The organism is Saccharopolyspora ipomoeae (assembly GCF_029952525.1).
Lineage (GTDB): Bacteria > Actinomycetota > Actinomycetes > Mycobacteriales > Pseudonocardiaceae > Saccharopolyspora > Saccharopolyspora ipomoeae.
In genome coordinates this window covers 127,188-145,517 of the sequence record NZ_JASAOF010000012.1, presented here as the reverse complement: position 1 = coordinate 145,517, position 18,330 = coordinate 127,188, and the positions used below count along the sequence as shown (strand labels likewise).

The following is an 18,330-nucleotide window of genomic DNA, read 5'->3' as shown; positions in this document are numbered from 1 at the left end:
CCGATCGGGGCGGGCAACTCCCGCCCCGACGGCTCTTTTCACATGCCCCAGTTCGACCAGGCCCGCGCCGAGGCCGCGATCCGGGAACTGCTCATCGCAGCCGGTGAGGACCCCGACCGCGACGGTCTGCGGGAAACCCCGCAGCGCGTCGCCCGCGCCTACCGCGAGCTGTTCGCGGGGCTCTACACCAACCCGGACGAGGTCTTGGACAAGACCTTCGACGAGGCGCACGAGGAACTCGTCCTCGTCCGGGACATCCCGGTGTATTCACAGTGTGAACACCACTTGCTCCCCTTCCACGGCACCGCGCACATCGGGTACATCCCGAACGAGCAGGGGCGGGTGACCGGGTTGTCGAAGCTGGCTCGGCTGGTCGATCTCTACGCCAAGCGCCCGCAGGTGCAGGAGCGGCTGACGTCGCAGGTCGCCGACGCGCTGGCGCGCAGGCTGGAGCCGCGCGGCGTGATCGTGGTGATCGACGCCGAGCACCTGTGCATGGGCATGCGCGGTGTGCGCAAGGCCGGATCGACCACCACGACGTCGGCGGTGCGCGGCATCTTCCGCAGCTCGGCGTCCTCGCGTTCCGAGGCGCTGGCCCTGATCAGGGGGCGTTGATGCACGCCAAGCTGCCCTGCCCGGCGCGCTGCGCCGTGATGGGCATCCTCAACGTCACGCCGGACTCGTTCTCCGACGGCGGGCGCTACCTGGACCGCGCGGCGGCGGTCGCGCACGGCGTGGAGATGCACCGGATGGGCGCCGACATCGTCGACGTCGGCGGCGAGTCCACCCGGCCAGGCTCGGAGCGGGTGGACGCCGCGACCGAGATCGAGCGGGTGCTGCCGGTGGTGCGGGAGCTGGTCGCGGCGGGCGTGCCGGTCAGCGTGGACACCACGCGGGCCGAGGTGGCCGCGGCGACCGCGGGCGCGGGCGCCTCGGTGATCAACGACGTGTCGGGCGGGCTCGCCGACCCGGAGATGGCGCACGTCGCCGCCGACACCGGCCTGCCGTGGGTGCTGATGCACTGGCGGGGTCACAGCAAGAACATGAACGCGCTCGCCCAGTACGACGACGTGGTCACCGACGTCCGCGACGAGCTGCTGCGGCAGGTCGAGGCGGCGGTGCGCGCGGGCGTGGCCGAGGAGGCGATCGTGCTCGACCCGGGTCTGGGCTTCGCCAAGACCGGCAGGCAGGACTGGCAGCTGCTGCAGAACCTCGACAGCCTCGTCGACCAGGGATTTCCCGTTCTGGTGGGGGCTTCCCGAAAGCGGTTCCTGGGCGCGCTGCTGGCCGACGACGACGGTGCGCCGCGCCCGCCGGACGGCAGGGAGACGGCGACCGCCGTGGTCTCCGCGCTGTCCGCGGACCGGGGCGCGTGGGGCGTGCGGGTGCACGACGTGCAGCGGTCCCTGGACGCGGTCGCGACCACGGCCGCCTGGCGCAGCGGGGGAGAGTGCCTTGGCTGATCGGATCACGCTGACCGGGCTCGCGGTGCGCGGCAACCACGGCGTCTTCGACCACGAGAAGCGGGACGGCCAGGACTTCCTGGTCGACATCACGGTCTGGCTCGACCTGGCCGACGCGGCCTCGACCGACGACCTCACCAAGACGCTGCACTACGGCGAGCTCGCCGAGATGGCGGCCGGGATCGTCGGCGGCCCCTCGCGGGACCTCATCGAGACGGTCGCCGCCGAGATCGCCGACCGGGTGATGGAGGACGAGCGGGCCTACGGCACCGAGGTCACGCTGCACAAGCCGCACGCGCCGATCCCGCTGGCCTTCGCCGACGTCGCGGTCACCATCCGCCGCTCCCGCCGGGGCGGGCGGGGGAACGTGGTGCCGGCGTGAGCAGGGCGGTGCTGTCGCTGGGGTCGAACCTCGGCGACCGGTTGAGCTACTTGCGGCTCGCGGTCGAGGGCCTCGCCGACGTGCTGGTCGCGGTCTCCCCGGTCTACGAGACGGCCCCGTGGGGTGTGACGGACCAGCCGGACTTCCTCAACGCGGTCGTCATCGCCGACTCCCCGGACCTCGACGAGTGGGACTGGCTGCGCCGCGCCCAAGCTCTCGAACAGCAGGCGGAACGGGTCCGCGAGCAGCGCTGGGGTCCCCGCACCCTCGACGTCGACGTCGTCGCGGTCGACGACGTCCGCAGCACCCACCCCGATCTCCTCCTCCCGCACCCGGGCACCCCGTCGAGAGCCACGGTCCTCATCCCCTGGCTGGCGATCGACCCGGACGCCACCGTCCCCGGCCACGGCCGGGTCGCGGACCTCCTCGCGGCCCTCCCGGAGTCGGACATCAACGACGTCCACCACCGGGACGACCTCACCCTCCGCTGACGAACCCCACCAGCCGCGGCCCGGCCAGGTCCCGGACGGAAAACGCCGGTATTCCGCACCCGGATTACTGCCGTATTCCGCACACGGATTACGGCAGTAATCGGTACCCCCGGAACCACTCACCTCGGGGAGGCGGATTGCTCCCGTTCTCCGTCACCGGATTGCGGGAGCAATCCGCGGTTGGGGACCGGAACGCGGGGTTGGGGACCGGAACGTGGAGTTGGGTCAGGTGGGATGCTGGGGGTGTGTCGCCTCGACGTACTGAGCAGATGTCGTTCACCAAGCCCGGGCAGTTGGTGGCCTCGGGGTTGGTGGCGGCCGTGGTGGTGTTCCTGGCCTGCCAGCTGAGCTACGGGGATCTGCCCCCGTTGCCGCTGCTGGCCGGGGCGACCTTGCTGTTGATCGCCGTCGTGGACGTCGCGCTGGCCCTGGTGCTGCGGCCGCGGGTCCAGCGGAAGCCCGGGGTGGAGCCCGTGGAGGCGTTGACGGCGGCTCGGGCGGTGGCGTTGGCGAAGGCGTCGTCGCTGGCCGGGGCGATCATGGCCGGGGTGTGGATCGGCCTGCTCGGGTACCTGCTGCCGATCATGAACACGGTGCAGGCGGCGCGGTCGGACACGCTCGCGGCGGTCGTCGGCTTGATCAGCGCGGCCGCGCTGATCGGCGCGGGACTGTGGCTGGAGCACTGCCTCCGGAACCCGGACGACCCGGACGAGCTCGACGAGGACGAGTGAAACCGCCCACGCACTGCGCTGTTCGGAGCAGTCACCGCTCAGCTGACCTGCGCAACGTGCGAACGGTTTGGCACACCTTCAGGTCTCGAACTGATAACCGCCTTGTACGGTGGGCGCCATGTCCGAGCGCGGCACCACCGAGACCGACCCCGACAGCGGGCGCTCCCACGTCCTGTGGGGCGGCGCGCTCGTGCTCGCCGCAGCCGCCACGTCGGTCCTCATCCTCAGCGAGGACGCGCGGCTGCTGCGCCTCGGCCTGATCGCCGCGCTGTGGGCCGCGCTGCTGGGCGCGTTCGCCGTGGCGCGGCTGCGCCACCGGGTCGTCGAGAGCGAGCAGGCGGTCGCCGACCGGCAGCGGATCTACGAACTGGAGCTGGAGCGCGAGATCGCCGCGCGCCGCGAGTTCGAGCTGGAGGCCGAGGCGGAGGCCCAGCGCCGCGCGTCGGAGAACTCCGACACGCAGATCCGCGCGCTGCAGGCCGAGCTGACCAAGCTGCGCACCACTCTGGAGCAGGTGATCGGCGGTGACGTGCTCTTCGAGCGGGTCGCGCTGCGCGCCGAGTCCACCCGGGTCCGCTCGCTGCCGGAGCGCTCGCAGGGCGAGACGAAGTTCCTGCGCCCCCAGCAGGCCAAACCGGTCCAGCAGGCCAAGCCGGTCCAGCAAGCCAAGCCGGTCCAGCAGCAGAAGACGGCCATCCAGCAGCCGGTGCGGCCGAAGAAGCAGCCGGAGCCGGTCCCGGCCGCCGCGAAGACCGACGTGATGGCCAAGCTCTCCGGTGAGGTCCCGCTGACCGAGACCCCGGCCGCCAAGCCGCAGACCGCCCCGCGGGATTCGAAACCGCAAGCCGCGCAACCGGTTCCGAGCGCGCCGAGGCGGCCCGACCGCTCGGCCTACGAGAAGCCGGCCGAGCCCGACCCGTCGGGCGCGCACACCGGCTCGGGCACGTCGGTCAACGACCTCATCGCCGCCTACGGCGGTGCGCCGGACGTGCAGCGGCGCCGCCGTCGCCGTGCCTGAAGGTTGCGAGAAGGCGACCATTCGGTCAGCCGCGAAGCGAGCCCAATAGGGTCTGGGGCGTGTCGAGTCCTGATCACGCGGAGCCGGTCGCTGACGTCTCCCGCGCGCGCCGGTTGCAGAGCCGCAAGCACCACGCCGTCGGCTGGCCCATCGCCGGTCTGATCCTGCTCGGGATGATCGGGCTGGTCATGCTGGGGATCACGACGTCCCGGGTCGGTGCGATGCCCGCCGTGTTCGGCGCGGTCGCCGCGCTGCTGCCGGTCGGGATCGTGGTGGCCGCGACGGTGTGGATCGATCGCTGGGAACCCGAGCCGCCGATGCTGATGATCGGCGCGTTCCTGTGGGGCGCGGGCGGTGCGACGGCCTGCTCGCTGCTGCTCAACAGCACCTCGGAGTCGGTGGCGAACCTGTTCCTGGGCCAGACCGATCACCGCTTCTTCCTGACCGCGGTGATGGGCCCGGTGGTGGAGGAGGCCGCCAAGGCCGTGTTCGTGGTCGGCCTGTGGATGCGCCGCCGCGCGGAGTTCAACGGCCTGGTCGACGGCATCGTCTACGCCTCGCTGACCGCCGCCGGTTTCGCCTTCACCGAGAACATCCTGTACTTCGGCAAGGCATTCGCCGATGGTGGTGTGACCGGGGGAGCGGTCGTGGCGCTGTTCGTGCTGCGCGGTGTCCTGGCCCCGTTCTCGCACCCGCTGTTCACGTCGATGTTCGGCATCGCGGTCGGTTTCGCGTGGGGTGCGCGGACGCGGTTGCAGCAGTTCGGCTGGCTGCTCGGCGGTTACCTGGTGGCGGTGCTGCTGCACGCGGTGTGGAACTCGGCGACGTTCCTGGGCGGCACCGGGTTCATCAACGTCTACTTCCTGATCATGGTCCCGGTGTTCCTCGGCACGTTCGCGCTGATCATGTGGCAGCGCAAGCGGGAGCAGCGGATCGTCATCGAGCAGCTGCCGAAGCTGGAGCGGGCCGGGTTGATCGCGCGCAGCGAGATGGAGCTGCTGGCGAGCCTGACCGGCAGGCAGGGCTGGCAGAGCAAGGTCAGGAAGCGCGCGGGCGCGCAGGCCGCGAAGTCGGTGCGCGACTACCAGATCGCGGTGACCGAGCTGGCGTTCCTGCAGCACCGCTCGGAGGCGGGCCGCACCACCAGCGCCGCGCGCCGGGCTCGCCGCGAGAAGCTGATCGCCGACCTCAAGCAGGCGCGCCGCTCGGCGGCGGGCCGCCAGGAGGCCATCCACACCGCCAAGATCAACATCGACGAGCTGACCCGACGCGTGCCCAAACCCCGCGAGTGAGCGGGCACGTTCGCGTGGTTCTCGCCACCTTTAGCCGTCTTGGGGTGGCCCCTGACCGGGGTGTTGGGGCTACTCTCGCGGCGCTGTCTGGTACCCGGTATCGGGACTGGAACGGTTTTGGAGGAACACGTGGCGATGTCTGCTGAACCCACGGGCCCTCGACTGCGGGTGGGGATCGTCTCCGCCGGTCGGGTGGGTGCCGTGCTGGGCGCCGCGCTGCAGCGGATCGGGCACGAGGTCGTCGCGGTCTCCGCGGTCTCGGACGCCTCGCTGCGCCGCGCGGAGGAACTGCTGCCCGGTGTGCCGATCGAGCCGCCGGACGCGGTCGCCAAGAACGCCGAACTGCTGGTCCTGGCCATCCCGGACGACGCGATCCCCGGCATGGTGCAGGGCCTGGTCTCCGCCGACGCGCTGCACGCGTCGCAGCTGGTCGTGCACACCTCGGGCTCGCAGGGCGTGACCGCGCTGGAGCCGGCCGCCGCGATCGGCGCGCTGACGATGGCGCTGCACCCGGCGATGACCTTCACCGGTCGCCCGGAGGACGTCGACCGGCTCTCCGACGCCTGCATGGTGATCACCGCGACCGAGCTCACCGGCTGGAGCGTCGCCGAGAGCATCGCGATCGAGCTGGGCATGGAGCCGGTGCGCATCGACGAGGAGTCCCGCCCGCTCTACCACGCGGCCCTCACCCACGGGGCGAACCACCTGATCACGCTGGTCAACGAGTGCCAGCAGCTGCTGCGCGACGCCGGGGTGGAGGTGCCCGGGCGGGTGATGGCGCCGCTGCTGTCGGCGTCGCTGGACAACGCGCTGCGCCTGGGCGACCGCGCCTACACCGGCCCGGTGGTGCGCGGCGATTCCGGAACCGTGCGCGGGCACCTGCGCGCGCTGTCCGACGCCGACCCGGACGTCGTGCCGGGGTATCGGGAGCTGGCCCGGCGCACGGCGCTGCGGGCCGAGCGGAGCGGCCTGCTGCGCGGCGACGTCGCCGCGCGCGTGCGCGAGGCCCTCGACGAGGAACAGGCCTGACCGCGCACGTCGCGGCGAAGACATGGAGTCGACGATGACGAACAACCCCGGCTACCAGGCCGGAGAGCTCACCGTGCACACCGATCCGGCGGAGCTCGCGCGGGTCACCCGCGCGCTGCGGGCGACCGGCCGCAGGGTGCACCTGGTGCCCACGATGGGCGCGCTGCACCGCGGCCACCTGGAGCTGATCAAGCGGGCGAAGGACGCCAACGTCGTCGTGGTGGTGTCGATCTTCGTCAACCCGCTGCAGTTCGGCCCGAACGAGGACTTCGACCGCTACCCGCGCACCTTCGAGGCCGACGTCGAGGCCTGCCGCGAGGCCGGGGTGGGTCTGGTGTTCGCGCCGACCGTCGACGCGATGTACGCGGACGGCCGCGAGCTGGCGGTGCAGGCCGGGCCGCTGGGTGATGAGCTGGAGGGCGCGACCCGCCGGGGGCACTTCGACGGGATGCTCACCGTCGTGCTCAAGCTGCTCAACATCGTGCGCCCGGACCTGGCGTTCTTCGGCGAGAAGGACTACCAGCAGCTGGTGCTGATCCGGAAGATGGCGCGGCAGTTCAACCTGGACTCGCAGATCCAGGGCATCCCCACCGTCCGCGAGTCCGACGGCCTGGCCCTGTCCAGCCGCAACGTCTACCTCGACGAGGAGCAGCGCCGCGCCGCCCTGGCGATCTCGGCGTCGCTGACCGCCGGCGCGCACGCCGCGGTCGGCGGCCCGGAGGCGGTGCTCAAGGCGGCCCGCGAGGTGCTGGCCACCGAACCCCTGGTGCAGCCGGACTACCTGGAGCTGCGCGACCCGGAGCTGGGACCGACCCCGGAGTCCGGCGAGGCGCGGCTGCTGGTGGCGGCGAAGGTCGGTTCCACCAGGCTGCTCGACAACGCGATGGTCCTGCTCGGCGAGTGAAGTCCGGCCCCTAGGAGGTCAGCGATGTTCCGCACGATGTTGAAGTCCAAGATCCACCGGGCCACCGTCACCCAGGCCGACCTGCACTACGTCGGCTCGGTGACCGTCGACAAGGACCTGATGGAGGCCGCCGACCTGCTGGAGGGCGAGCAGGTCGCGATCGTCGACGTCACCAACGGTGCTCGGCTGGAGACGTACGTGATCACCGGCGAGCGGAGGTCCGGCGTCATCGGGATCAACGGTGCGGCTGCGCACCTGATCGAGCCCGGGGACATCGTCATCCTCATCGCCTACGGCGTGATGGACGAGCTCGAAGCCCGGTCCTTCCAGCCCAAGGTGATCTTCGTCGACGCTGATAACAAGCCGGTTGAGCTGGGGACGAACCCTGGTCATGCGCCGGAGGGATCGGGTCTCTTGTCCTCTCAAGCCGACGCGGAGACTGACGACGCCGCCAAGCTCGATGCTCTGCTCCAGCAGCCGGAGAACTGATCAAGAACTCTGTGGTCCTGCTGCTTGGCGGTGCGGGTAGCGGAACCTCAGACGCCTTCTGGCTCCGGGATCCGAGACTTATGTATGCCAATACACGGCGTGTCGGCTGTCCTCACCAGAAGACGTCTGAGAACCCGCGGCGGTGCGAGCGCCTTAGGTGGGGCACTGAGAAACCGGCTTCGCCGGTTGCCTGACGTGCGCTTTGTGAAGGGAACGTTCCTTGCTGCTGGCCATTGACGTCGGAAACACCAACATCGTTCTCGGTCTGTACGACGACGTCGATGACCCGCCGGATCTCGCCGCGACGTTGGTGCGCGACTGGCGGATGCGGACCGAGCCCCGCATGACCGCCGACGAGATGGCGCTGACGATGCGGGGCCTGATCGGCGACTACGCCGAGAAGGTCACCGGCATCGCGGCGCTGTCGACCGTCCCGGCGCTGCTGCGCGAGCTGCGGGTGATGCTGGAGCGGTACTGGACCGACGTCCCCCGGGTGGTCGTCGAGCCGGGTGTGCGCACGGGTGTCCCGCTGCTGGTGGACAACCCGAAGGAGGTCGGCGCGGACCGCGTGATCAACACCTTGGCCGCGCACCACCTGCACTCCACGAACTGCGTGGTGGTCGACTTCGGGACCTCGACCAACGTCGACGTGATCTCGGCGAAGGGGGAGTTCCTGGGCGGGGCCTTCGCGCCCGGTGTGGAGATCTCGCTGGACGCGCTGGCGTCGCGCGCGGCTCAGCTGCGCAAGGTGGAATTGGTGCGTCCGCGGTCGGTCATCGGAAAGAACACCGTGGAATGCCTCCAATCCGGAATTCTTTTCGGATTCGCGGGTCAGGTCGACGGTCTCGTCCGGCGCATCGTCGACGAGCTCGAAGCCACCCACGGAGGACCCACGACGGTGTTGGCGACCGGAGGATTGGCGCCGCTGGTCTTCTCCGAATCGACCACGATCACCCACCACGTCCCGGACCTCACGCTGCTGGGCCTGCGCCTGGTCTACGACCGCAACTTCCGCTAACCGTCAGGCAAGCACCGAAGGTGCTTCCTCCTTCACCACCCGAGCAGCCGGCACCGCCGCGGGTTCTGAGCGCCTTCGTGGCGAGTACGCCGGGACGCCGCGTATTCGAATACTCAAGGAGCGGCGCACGGAGTCCACGAAGGCGCTCAGGTTCCGCCACCCGCACCGCTAAGCAGGCCGGTCAACTCCCCTCTCCTGTCACTCCGTACCCTGTTTCGCGTGACTGACCAGGACACTTCCAATCCCCCGGCAACCAGCGCTGACGGCGTCGAAGACCTGCCGGAACAGATGCGGATCCGGCGGGAGAAGCGGGAGCGCCTGCTCGACGCCGGAGTCGACCCGTACCCGGTGACGCTGCCCATCACGCACGGGCTCGCCGAGATCCGCTCCGCCCACGACGGGCTGGAGCCCGACACCGCGACCGGCGAGCAGGTCGGCGTGGCCGGCCGCGTGATGTTCCTGCGCAACACCGGCAAGCTCTGCTTCGCCACGCTGCGCGCGGGCGACGGGACCGAACTGCAGGCGATGCTCAGCCTCAAGCAGGTCGGCGAGGAATCGCTGACCCGCTGGAAGGCCGAGGTCGACCTCGGAGACCACGTGTTCGTGCACGGCGAGGTCATCACCTCGCGGCGCGGTGAGCTCTCGGTGATGGCCGATGAATGGCGGATGGCGGCGAAGTCGCTGCGCCCGCTTCCGGTCATGCACAAGGAACTCGGCGAGGAAATGCGCGTCCGGCAGCGCTACGTGGACCTCATCGTGCGCAAGCAGGCGGCCGACACGGTCCGCACTCGCGCCGCGGTGCAGCGCTCGCTGCGCGATTCCTTCGAGGGCCGCGGATACGTCGAGGTGGAAACCCCGATGCTGCAGACGTTGCAGGGCGGTGCGGCCGCTCGTCCGTTCACCACGCATTCCAACGCCTTCGACATCGACCTGTTCCTGCGCATCGCGCCGGAGTTGTATCTGAAGCGTTGCGTTGTCGGTGGGATCGAGAAGGTTTTCGAGATCAACCGAAACTTCCGCAACGAGGGCAGTGATTCTTCCCACTCGCCCGAGTTCGCGATGCTGGAGTTCTACCAGGCCTATGCCGATTACAACGACATGGCCGATCTGACCAGGTCGCTCATCCAGGAAGCGGCGGAACGCGTCTCCGGTTCGCAGGTCGTGACGTGGTTCGACGGAACCGAGTACGACCTCTCCGGCGAGTGGGCGACGCTGACCATGTACGAGTCGTTGTCCGAAGCCCTGGAATCCGAGGTCACTCCGGAAACTCCTGCGGAGACGCTGCGCAAGCACGCCGATGCGCTCGGATTGCAGGTGGATCCGAAGATGGGTCACGGCAAGCTCGTGGAAGAGCTGTGGGAGCACACCGTCGGCGACCATTTGACGGCTCCCACGTTCGTTCGCGACTTCCCGGTCGAGACCTCGCCGCTGACCCGGCAGCACCGGGAGAAGGACGGCGTCGCGGAAAAGTGGGATCTCTACGTTCGCGGCTTCGAGCTCGCGACCGGTTACTCGGAACTCGTGGATCCCGTGGTGGAACGGCAGCGCCTGGAGGAGCAGGCGAGGCTCGCGGCCGCCGGGGACGACGAGGCCATGCCGGTCGACGAGGACTTTCTGCGCGCTCTGGAGTACGGAATGCCTCCCAGCGGCGGCGTCGGAATGGGTATCGACCGGTTGTTGATGGCGCTGACCGGTCTCGGTATCCGGGAGACGATCCTGTTCCCCTTGGTCCGCCCGGAATGACCCGATCAGGGTGGCTCAACAGAATTTTGTGGACAGGATGAGTGCATTATCGGAGTTGCTGCGCTAACCTGACCTCAGAATGTGTCGGCGACGGCTTTTGACGTACTTGTCCTTGTGTCGGCCGCACTCGTACAAGTGCGGCCGAGGTGCTCGCCAAGTGCGGCTGGCGTTCTGGCGAGGGGGTTTCCGCTCCCGGCAGATGGTTGCTGTCCCGCTAATGCACAATTTTGCTCGGGGAGGACTTCGAAGATGGCGCAGAAGGTCACTGTCACCCTTGTCGACGATCTGGACGGTGGGCAGGCCGACGAAACCGTTGAGTTCGGATTGGACGGCGTGTCGTACCAGATCGACCTTTCCGCCGACAATGCCGGAGACCTGCGGGAGGCGCTGGCGAACTACGTCTCCAACGCGCGGCGCGCGGGAGGCCGGAAGAAGCCGGGCCCGCGTCCGGGTTCCGCGCAGCGTTCCTCGGCTGGTGGCGGTTCCACCAGCGCGGACCGCGAGCAGAACCAGGCCATTCGGGAATGGGCGCGGAAGCGGGGCCTGAAGGTCTCCGACCGCGGTCGCATCCCGGCCGACATCGTCGAGCAGTACCACCAGGCGAACTGAATCGCGGACAAGAGGCGTTTGCCGGGCCGTCGGGGCCCGGTGAACGCCTCTTGTTGCGTTCGGATAACTCATTTCCACGGTGAAACCGGTATTGATCAACTTTCCCGGAAATCGGCGCCCCGACGGCCCGGGCGCCGGCTCCGCAACGGTTGTTCATCTTTTCTGACCTGGAGCGGAACAACTCCGGGTGTCCGACTGTGACGGCGGACATTCGAACCCGCCCTGTCGGTGTGGCTTAGGTTGTCCTAACCTGGGCGACGTCCGGGTGAACACCGAAGGGGAGTGGGACGTGGCTCGAACGGAGGCTCTCGCCGAGCCGCCCACGTCGGAAACCGCGTCCGCCGCACCGGGCGAGCGCCTCCAGCGCAGGCGCTCCCGGCGCCTCACCGGCATCGGGATCCTGGTGCTCGTGCTGGTCGTCAGCGCCGTGCTGAGCGTCGCGGTCGGTGCCAAGACCATCCCGCTCGCGGAGGTCTGGAGCGGCCTGGTCGCGCCCGGCGGCAGCGAGAACGACCTGATCATCCAGGAGCTGCGGATCCCGCGGACGCTGGCCGGCGTGCTCGCCGGCGTCGCGCTCGGCCTCGCCGGGGCGCTGATGCAGGGGCACACCCGCAACCCGCTCGCCGACCCCGGCATCCTCGGCATCACCCAGGGCGCGGGCCTCGGCGTCGTGCTCGCCGTCTACACCTTCGGCATCTCCACCCTGTTCGGCTTCATCTGGTTCGGCTTCGCCGGATCGCTCCTCGGCGCCGTCGCGGTGTTCGCGATCGGCTCGATGGGTCGCGGCGGGCCCACGCCGGTGACGCTGGCCCTGGCCGGCACGGCGATCAGCTCGCTGCTGCACGCCATCACCTCCGCGCTGGTGCTCACCGACCAGCAGACGATGGACACCTACCGGTTCTGGAAGGTCGGCTCGATCGCCATCACCGACGCCTCGGTGCTGCCGCAGGTCGCGCCGTTCCTGGTGATCGGCCTGGTGCTGGGGCTGGCCAACGCCAGCAGCCTCAACGCGCTGTCGCTGGGCGACGACGTGGCCAGCTCGCTGGGCCACCGGGTGGCCTGGGCGCGGCGCGCCGGGATCGCCGCGGTCAGCGTCCTGGTGGGCGCCGCGGTCGCCATCTGCGGGCCGATCGGCTTCGTCGGCCTGGTCGTGCCGCACGTGGCCCGCTACTTCACCGGTGCCGACTACCGCTGGCTGCTGCCCTTCGCCGCGCTGCTCGGCGCCTCTCTGGTGCTGCTGACCGACGTGCTCGGCCGCGTCGTCGCCCGGCCCGCCGAGGTGCAGGTGGGCGTGATGCTGGCGATGGTCGGCGCCCCGTTCTTCATCGCGCTCGTGCGACGCCGGAAGTTGGTGCGGCTATGACGGCGACCGTTCAGGACCGGCCGGTCGAGCAGGTCGCCGGGCGGCGACCGCTGCGGCTCGGCCCGTTCTCCGGCGTGATCCGGATGCGGCCGATGCTGGCCCTCGTCGGTGGGCTGGCGGTGCTGCTGGCGGTGTTCGTCCTCGACGTCGGCATCGGCGAGTACCAGATCAGCCCGCCCGAGGTGCTCAGCACGCTGTTCGGCGGCGGCGACCGGGCGCAGTCGATCATCATCTGGGAACTGCGGATGCCGCGCGGGCTCACCGCCCTGTTCGTCGGCGCCGCCCTCGGCCTGGCGGGCGCGATCATGCAGGCGCTCGCCCGCAACCCGCTGGCCAGCCCGGACATGCTCGGCATCACCTGGGGCGCCGGGTGCGCGGCGGTCGCGATCATCGTGTTCGCCGGGACCGCGGGCAGCCTCGCCGGTGCGCTGTCGGACTACGGGCTGCCGGTGGTGGCGCTGGCCGGCGGCCTGATCACCGGCATCGCCGTCTACCTGCTGGCCTACCGGCGCGGCGTGGACTCCTACCGGTTGGTGCTGGTCGGCGTGGGCGTCAGCGCGCTGGCGGGCAACGCCGTGTACTGGCTGCTGACCGTCGGCGACGTCAACGACGCGGGCCGGGCGATGGTGTGGCTGACCGGCAGCCTCAACGCGCGCGGCTGGGAGCACGTGGTGCCCACCGGCATCGCGCTGGCCGTGCTGATCCCGCTCACGCTCGTCGGCGCCCACGTGCTGGGCGCGCTGCAGTTCGACGACGACACGGTGCGCGGTCTGGGCGTGCGGATGGACCTGGCGCGCGGCTTCCTGCTGTTCGCCTCGGTCGTGCTGGCCTCGATCGCCACCGCGGCGGCCGGGCCGATCCAGTTCGTCGCGCTGGCCACCCCGCAGATCGCGCTGCGGGTCGCGCGCACCTCGCGCCCGCCGCTGCTGACGTCGGCCGTGCTCGGCGCGGCGCTGGTGGTCGGTTCGGACGTCATCGCCCGGACCGCGTTCGGCACCCTGGAGCTCCCGGTCGGCATCGTGACCGCGATCCTGGGCGCCCCGTACCTGATCTACCTGCTCGTTCGTCGGTACCGGGAGGTCCGAGCATGACCGCGTCCACCTCTGCCCAGACCGAGCAGACCCAGACCACCGACCGCCTGCGGGCCCGCGACCTCAAGCTGGGCTACGGCGACCGGGTGGTCGTCGACGGCCTCGACTTCGAGGTCCTGGGCGGCACGATCACCGCCGTGATCGGCCCGAACGGCTGCGGCAAGTCGACCCTGCTGCGCGCCCTGGGCCGGTTGCTGCAGCCGCAGCGCGGCGAGGTGCTGCTGGACGGCAAGCAGATCCACAAGATGTCGACCAAGGAGGTCGCCCGGATCCTCGGCGTCCTCCCGCAGTCGCCGCAGGCCCCGGAGGGCCTGACGGTGGCCGACCTGGTCGCGCGCGGGCGGCACCCGCACCAGTCCTGGTACCGGCAGTGGTCCAGCGACGACGAGTCGGCGGTGGCCGAGGCGCTGGCCATGACCGGCATCGGCGACCTCGCGGAGCGCACCCTCGACGAGCTCTCCGGCGGGCAGCGGCAGCGCGCCTGGCTGTCGATGGCGCTGGCGCAGGGCACGGACCTGCTGCTGCTCGACGAGCCGACGACCTACCTCGACCTCTCGCACCAGGTGGACGTGCTGGAGCTGGTCGGCCGGTTGCACGACGAGAGCGGGCGCACCGTGGTGATGGTGCTGCACGACCTCAACCTGGCGGCCCGCTACGCCGACCGGCTGGTCGCGATGAAGGACGGCGCCGTCGTCGCGTCCGGCGAGCCCGGCGATGTGCTCACCGAGGAGCTCCTGGCCGACGTTTTCGATCTTCGCGCCCGCGTGATTCCCGATCCGGTTGCGGGTACCCCGATGGTGGTCCCGATCGGGGGACGGCGGGCCGGAGAAGGAGTCGGGACCGAGGCGTGAACACGGTGCGTGACGTTCCGACGCGCGCTGTTCGCGCTCAGCGGAACGGGGCCGAGATCAGGAATCCTGCAGGCCAACGCGCCGTTGGGCAGTGTGCCGCGCAAGAATGTGGCGCAGCGGGCACGGACCGCGACCGGGGTTGGCTACTACAGTGGTCCCCAAGAGTGCTGAACCCGTCGTGGATCGCGGCGTAGCGCTAAAGCCGTGTCCCGGAACTAGACCGCCGGCGCAGCAGTCAGGGAGTGCGAATGTTCGAGAGGTTCACCGACCGCGCGAGGCGGGTGGTTGTCCTGGCCCAGGAAGAGGCCCGGATGCTCAACCACAACTACATCGGCACCGAGCACATTCTCCTGGGCTTGATCCACGAGGGTGAGGGTGTCGCCGCCAAGGCGCTGGAGTCGCTGGGTATCGCGCTGGAGGGCGTGCGCCAGCAGGTCGAGGAGATCATCGGCCAGGGGCAGCAGGCCCCCAGCGGACACATCCCGTTCACCCCACGGGCCAAGAAGGTGCTGGAGCTGTCGCTTCGGGAGGCGCTGCAGCTCGGCCACAACTACATCGGCACCGAGCACATCCTGCTCGGGCTGATCCGCGAGGGCGAGGGCGTCGCCGCCCAGGTGCTCGTCAAGCTCGGTGCGGACCTCAACCGCGTGCGCCAGCAGGTCCTGCAGCTGCTGTCCGGCTACCAGGGCAAGGAGCCCGCCGAGGCCGGCGGCCGCGGCGAGGGCACCCCGTCGTCGTCGCTGGTGCTGGACCAGTTCGGACGCAACCTCACCCAGGCGGCGCGCGAGGGCAAGCTCGACCCGGTCATCGGCCGGGACAAGGAGATCGAGCGGATCATGCAGGTCCTCTCGCGGCGCACCAAGAACAACCCGGTGCTCATCGGTGAAGCCGGTGTGGGCAAGACCGCCGTCGTGGAGGGCCTCGCCTCGCAGGTCGTCAAGGGCGAGGTGCCCGAGACCCTCAAGGACAAGCAGCTCTACACCCTCGACCTGGGTTCGCTGGTCGCCGGTTCCCGCTACCGCGGTGACTTCGAGGAGCGCCTGAAGAAGGTGCTCAAGGAGATCAAGACCCGCGGCGACATCATCCTGTTCATCGACGAGATCCACACCCTGGTCGGTGCGGGTGCCGCCGAGGGCGCGATCGACGCCGCCAGCATCCTCAAGCCGATGCTGGCCCGCGGCGAGCTGCAGACCATCGGTGCCACCACGTTGGAGGAGTACCGCAAGTACGTCGAGAAGGACCCGGCCCTGGAGCGCCGCTTCCAGCCGATCCAGGTCGGCGAGCCGTCGCTGGAGCACACGGTCGAGATCCTCAAGGGCCTGCGGGACCGCTACGAGGCGCACCACCGCGTGTCGATCACCGACGGCGCGCTGGTGTCGGCGGCCAGCCTGGCCGACCGCTACATCAACGACCGGTACCTGCCGGACAAGGCGATCGACCTGATCGACGAGGCCGGTGCCCGGATGCGCATCCGCCGGATGACCGCTCCGCCGGACCTGCGCGAGTTCGACGAGAAGATCGCCGAGGTCCGCCGCGAGAAGGAGTCCGCGATCGACGCGCAGGACTTCGAGCGGGCCGCCCGCCTGCGGGACGAGGAGAAGCAGCTCCTCGGCCAGAAGGAGGAGCGCGAGAAGCAGTGGAAGGCCGGTGACCTGGACGTCGTCGCCGAGGTCGACGACGAGCAGATCGCCGAGGTGCTGGCCAACTGGACCGGCATCCCCGTCTTCAAGCTCACCGAGGAGGAGACCACCCGTCTGCTCCGCATGGAGGACGAGCTGCACAAGCGGATCATCGGCCAGGACGACGCGGTCAAGGCCGTCTCGCAGGCGATCCGCCGCACCCGCGCCGGCCTGAAGGACCCGAAGCGCCCGTCCGGTTCGTTCATCTTCGCCGGTCCGTCCGGTGTCGGTAAGACCGAGCTGTCCAAGGCGCTGGCGGAGTTCCTCTTCGGCGACGACGACGCGCTCGTGCAGATCGACATGGGTGAGTTCCACGACCGCTACACCGCCTCGCGGCTGTTCGGCGCCCCGCCCGGGTACGTCGGCTACGAGGAGGGCGGCCAGCTCACCGAGAAGGTCCGCCGCAAGCCGTTCTCCGTGGTCCTGTTCGACGAGATCGAGAAGGCCCACCAGGAGATCTACAACACGCTGCTGCAGGTGCTGGAGGACGGTCGCCTGACCGACGGCCAGGGCCGCACGGTGGACTTCAAGAACACGGTGCTGATCTTCACCTCGAACCTCGGCACGCAGGACATCTCCAAGGCCGTCGGACTGGGCTTCTCCAGTGGTCAGGGCGCTGAGTCCAACTACGAGCGGATGAAGTCCAAGGTCCACGAGGAGATGAAGAAGCACTTCCGGCCGGAGTTCCTCAACCGGATCGACGACGTGATCGTCTTCCACCAGCTCACCGAGAACGAGATCATCCAGATGGTCGATCTCCTCTCCGGGCGCGTGGAGAAGGCGCTCAAGGGCAAGGACATGGCCCTGGAGCTCACCGAGAACGCGAAGAAGCTGCTGGCCAAGCGCGGGTTCGACCCGGTGCTGGGTGCGCGGCCGCTGCGCCGGACGATCCAGCGGGAGATCGAGGACAAGCTGTCCGAGAAGATCCTGTTCGGCGAGGTCGAGCCGGGGCAGATCGTCATCGTGGACGTCGAGGGCTGGGAAGGCGAAGGCCCGGACGACAAGGCCGTGTTCACCTTCCGCGGTGAGCCGAAGCCGTCCGCGGTCCCGGACACCCCGCCGGTCGGCGTCTCCGCCCAGGGCGAGGACCAGCAGAACAACGGCAACGCGGAGTCCTGACCCAGGACCCCACGACGACGGCCCCCGCACCACCTCGGTGCGGGGGCCGTTCGCGTTCCGGGGTGCGGCTCGCGAGCCCTGGGCAGTGGGACAGTTTTAGCCATAATTGTCCCGACATTTCGGACATTGATCATGGGCAATTATGGCTAAAACTGTCCGCCGCCCGGGAGGGCTCCAGCCGGATCAGCGGAGGCGGCGGATCTCCTCCGTGGGCTGGTCCGCCGGGACGCGGGCGAACTGGACGGTGGGGGCCTCAGCGCTCGCCTGCTCGCGGCGGTTGTTGCGGATGCGGATCGCCACGAACGCCACGACGGTGAGCGCCGCGGTGATCACCACCGCCCGCGAGAGCAGGCCCGCGTACTCCTCGACGAGGTACCAGTGCTGGCCGAGCAGGTAGCCGGCGATCACGAAAACGCTGTTCCAGATCAGGCTGCCCAACGTCGTGAACAGCGCGAACGTGCTCAGCCGCATCCGCTCGACCCCGGCGGGCAGCGAGATGAAGCTGCGGAACAGCGGGATCATCCGGCCGAAGAACACGGCCTTCACCCCGTGCTTGGCGAACCACGCCTCGGTCTTGTCCACGTCGGAGAGCTTCACCAGCGGCAGCTTCGCGGCGATCGCCCGCGTGCGCTCGCGGCCCAGCGAGGCGCCGAGCCCGTAGAGCGCCAGGGCGCCGACGAGCGAGCCGATCGTGGTCCACAGGATCGCGCCGAGCAGCGACATGTCGCCCTGGCTCGCGGTGAACCCGGCCAGCGGCAGGATCAGCTCCGACGGGATCGGCGGGAAGAGGTTCTCCAGCGCGATGATCATGCCCGCGCCGGGGCCTCCGAGGGTTTCCATCACCCCGATCACCCAGGCCGTGAAGCCTGTGGGCTGGGCGGACGTGGCGGCTGTCGTCGTCAGATCCATGCGGGGTTGAACTCCGAGGTCGAGTGTCCGTTTCTTCCATGATTCCAGCGGATTCGGGCGTTTCGCCTTGATCGGGTGTGAGCTGCGGCACTCTCCGGCGTGTCCGTTGACCTCTGGAAGTCTGGTGGCACAACCATGCGTGGACGTCG

18 protein-coding genes are annotated in these 18,330 nt (G+C 69.7%); 17 read left to right on the top strand and 1 reads right to left on the bottom strand.

Annotated elements, in window-relative coordinates:
• Positions 1 to 42 precede the first annotated feature (42 nt).
• The 17 genes from folE to QFW96_RS19065 all read left to right on the top strand — a co-directional run bounded on the left by folE (position 43) and on the right by QFW96_RS19065 (position 17,272).
• On the top strand, positions 43 to 615 hold the full coding sequence (folE, locus tag QFW96_RS19145; protein ID WP_281457082.1) for a GTP cyclohydrolase I FolE: 573 nt from the start codon (positions 43 to 45) through the stop codon (positions 613 to 615).
• Positions 615 to 1,463, top strand: a complete 849-nt coding sequence (folP, locus tag QFW96_RS19140) for a dihydropteroate synthase (RefSeq protein WP_281457059.1) — start codon at positions 615 to 617, stop codon at positions 1,461 to 1,463. The genes folE and folP overlap by 1 nt, the downstream gene beginning before the upstream one ends.
• A complete protein-coding gene (folB, locus tag QFW96_RS19135) occupies positions 1,456 to 1,845 on the top strand; it encodes a dihydroneopterin aldolase (protein WP_281457058.1) in 390 nt (129 codons plus the stop codon). The genes folP and folB overlap by 8 nt, the downstream gene beginning before the upstream one ends.
• On the top strand, positions 1,842 to 2,336 hold the full coding sequence (folK, locus tag QFW96_RS19130) for a 2-amino-4-hydroxy-6-hydroxymethyldihydropteridine diphosphokinase (RefSeq protein WP_281457057.1): 495 nt from the start codon (positions 1,842 to 1,844) through the stop codon (positions 2,334 to 2,336). Before folB ends, folK begins: the two co-directional genes overlap by 4 nt.
• A 269-nt stretch (positions 2,337 to 2,605) precedes the next feature.
• Positions 2,606 to 3,067, top strand: a complete 462-nt coding sequence (locus tag QFW96_RS19125; RefSeq protein WP_281457056.1) for a DUF3180 domain-containing protein — start codon at positions 2,606 to 2,608, stop codon at positions 3,065 to 3,067.
• A gap of 118 nt (positions 3,068 to 3,185) precedes the next feature.
• Positions 3,186 to 4,085: a DUF6779 domain-containing protein gene (locus tag QFW96_RS19120; RefSeq protein ID WP_281457055.1), complete on the top strand. Its 900-nt coding sequence runs from the start codon at positions 3,186 to 3,188 to the stop codon at positions 4,083 to 4,085.
• A 59-nt stretch (positions 4,086 to 4,144) separates the two neighbouring features.
• Positions 4,145 to 5,377 (top strand): PrsW family intramembrane metalloprotease, encoded by a 1,233-nt coding sequence (locus QFW96_RS19115; RefSeq protein ID WP_281457054.1) that lies wholly within the window; start codon positions 4,145 to 4,147, stop codon positions 5,375 to 5,377.
• Between the two features lie 135 nt (positions 5,378 to 5,512).
• Positions 5,513 to 6,406, top strand: coding sequence for a Rossmann-like and DUF2520 domain-containing protein (locus QFW96_RS19110; RefSeq protein ID WP_281457053.1), 894 nt, complete (start codon positions 5,513 to 5,515; stop codon positions 6,404 to 6,406).
• A 34-nt stretch (positions 6,407 to 6,440) separates the two neighbouring features.
• Complete coding sequence (gene panC, locus QFW96_RS19105; protein ID WP_281457052.1) at positions 6,441 to 7,310, top strand: pantoate--beta-alanine ligase; 870 nt, start codon at positions 6,441 to 6,443, stop codon at positions 7,308 to 7,310.
• A gap of 24 nt (positions 7,311 to 7,334) precedes the next feature.
• Positions 7,335 to 7,799, top strand: a complete 465-nt coding sequence (gene panD, locus QFW96_RS19100; protein WP_281457051.1) for an aspartate 1-decarboxylase — start codon at positions 7,335 to 7,337, stop codon at positions 7,797 to 7,799.
• 220 nt (positions 7,800 to 8,019) lie between these two features.
• Positions 8,020 to 8,817, top strand: coding sequence for a type III pantothenate kinase (locus QFW96_RS19095; RefSeq protein WP_093415572.1), 798 nt, complete (start codon positions 8,020 to 8,022; stop codon positions 8,815 to 8,817).
• Between the two features lie 288 nt (positions 8,818 to 9,105).
• Positions 9,106 to 10,560, top strand: coding sequence for a lysine--tRNA ligase (gene lysS, locus QFW96_RS19090; protein WP_281457081.1), 1,455 nt, complete (start codon positions 9,106 to 9,108; stop codon positions 10,558 to 10,560).
• A 249-nt stretch (positions 10,561 to 10,809) separates the two neighbouring features.
• Complete coding sequence (locus QFW96_RS19085) at positions 10,810 to 11,169, top strand: histone-like nucleoid-structuring protein Lsr2 (protein WP_281457050.1); 360 nt, start codon at positions 10,810 to 10,812, stop codon at positions 11,167 to 11,169.
• Between the two features lie 289 nt (positions 11,170 to 11,458).
• The gene (locus QFW96_RS19080; protein ID WP_281457049.1) at positions 11,459 to 12,532 is read left to right on the top strand and encodes a FecCD family ABC transporter permease; all 1,074 of its coding nucleotides are present in this window, start codon (positions 11,459 to 11,461) and stop codon (positions 12,530 to 12,532) included.
• A complete protein-coding gene (locus QFW96_RS19075) occupies positions 12,529 to 13,623 on the top strand; it encodes a FecCD family ABC transporter permease (RefSeq protein WP_281457048.1) in 1,095 nt (364 codons plus the stop codon). The genes QFW96_RS19080 and QFW96_RS19075 overlap by 4 nt, the downstream gene beginning before the upstream one ends.
• A complete protein-coding gene (locus tag QFW96_RS19070; RefSeq protein WP_281457047.1) occupies positions 13,620 to 14,474 on the top strand; it encodes an ABC transporter ATP-binding protein in 855 nt (284 codons plus the stop codon). Before QFW96_RS19075 ends, QFW96_RS19070 begins: the two co-directional genes overlap by 4 nt.
• A 248-nt stretch (positions 14,475 to 14,722) precedes the next feature.
• The gene (locus QFW96_RS19065) at positions 14,723 to 17,272 is read left to right on the top strand and encodes an ATP-dependent Clp protease ATP-binding subunit (RefSeq protein ID WP_281457046.1); all 2,550 of its coding nucleotides are present in this window, start codon (positions 14,723 to 14,725) and stop codon (positions 17,270 to 17,272) included.
• 183 nt (positions 17,273 to 17,455) lie between these two features.
• Here the strand turns inward: QFW96_RS19065 and QFW96_RS19060 are convergent, their stop codons facing one another.
• A complete protein-coding gene (locus QFW96_RS19060) occupies positions 17,456 to 18,181 on the bottom strand; it encodes a DedA family protein (protein WP_281457045.1) in 726 nt (241 codons plus the stop codon).
• Positions 18,182 to 18,330 lie beyond the last annotated feature (149 nt).